Source organism: Mesorhizobium sp. M7A.F.Ca.US.006.04.2.1 (genome assembly GCF_004022915.1).
GTDB classification, from domain to species: domain Bacteria; phylum Pseudomonadota; class Alphaproteobacteria; order Rhizobiales; family Rhizobiaceae; genus Mesorhizobium; species Mesorhizobium ciceri.
This window is the reverse complement of the sequence record NZ_RZQA01001604.1, coordinates 1-521: the sequence shown is the minus strand read 5'-3', so window position 1 is coordinate 521 and position 521 is coordinate 1. Positions and strand designations below refer to the sequence as shown.

Below are 521 nucleotides of genomic sequence, written 5' to 3'. Positions count from 1 at the left end.
ACTTCGCGGACCATCTGCGCGCCCATGTTCTCGAACTTGTCTTCAAGCTCGATTTCCTTGGCGACGGTGACGCCGTCCTTGGTGATGCGCGGGGCGCCGAACGACTTGTCGATGACGACGTTGCGGCCCTTGGGGCCGAGCGTGACCTTCACCGCGTCGGCGAGGATGTTGACGCCGCGCAGCATGCGCTCGCGGGCATCACGGGAGAATTTTACGTCTTTGGCAGCCATTTTTAGCTCCTGGCAGGGGCTTCGATCGAGCCCGGGAATTCAGTTGACGGAAAGGCCTGATATCAGCCGATGATGCCCATGATGTCGGATTCCTTCATGATCAGAAGGTCTTCGCCATTGAGCTTGACTTCGGTGCCCGACCACTTGCCGAACAGGATGCGGTCGCCGGCCTTGACGTCCAGCGGGACCAGCTTGCCAGCTTCGTCACGAGCGCCGGAGCCGACAGCGATGATCTCGCCTTCCTGCGGCTTATCCTTTGCCGTGTCGGGGATGATGATCCCGCCAGCGGTC

At 61.0% G+C, this 521-nt stretch carries 2 protein-coding genes; both read right to left on the bottom strand.

Annotated elements, in window-relative coordinates:
* Positions 1 to 230: TCP-1/cpn60 chaperonin family protein (locus tag EN925_RS38985; protein WP_281040719.1), on the bottom strand; the 230-nt coding region annotated here is incomplete at its 3' end.
* Between the two features lie 62 nt (positions 231 to 292).
* Positions 293 to 521 (bottom strand): co-chaperone GroES (locus EN925_RS38980; protein WP_164894843.1); only part of this gene is annotated, 229 nt, incomplete at its 5' end.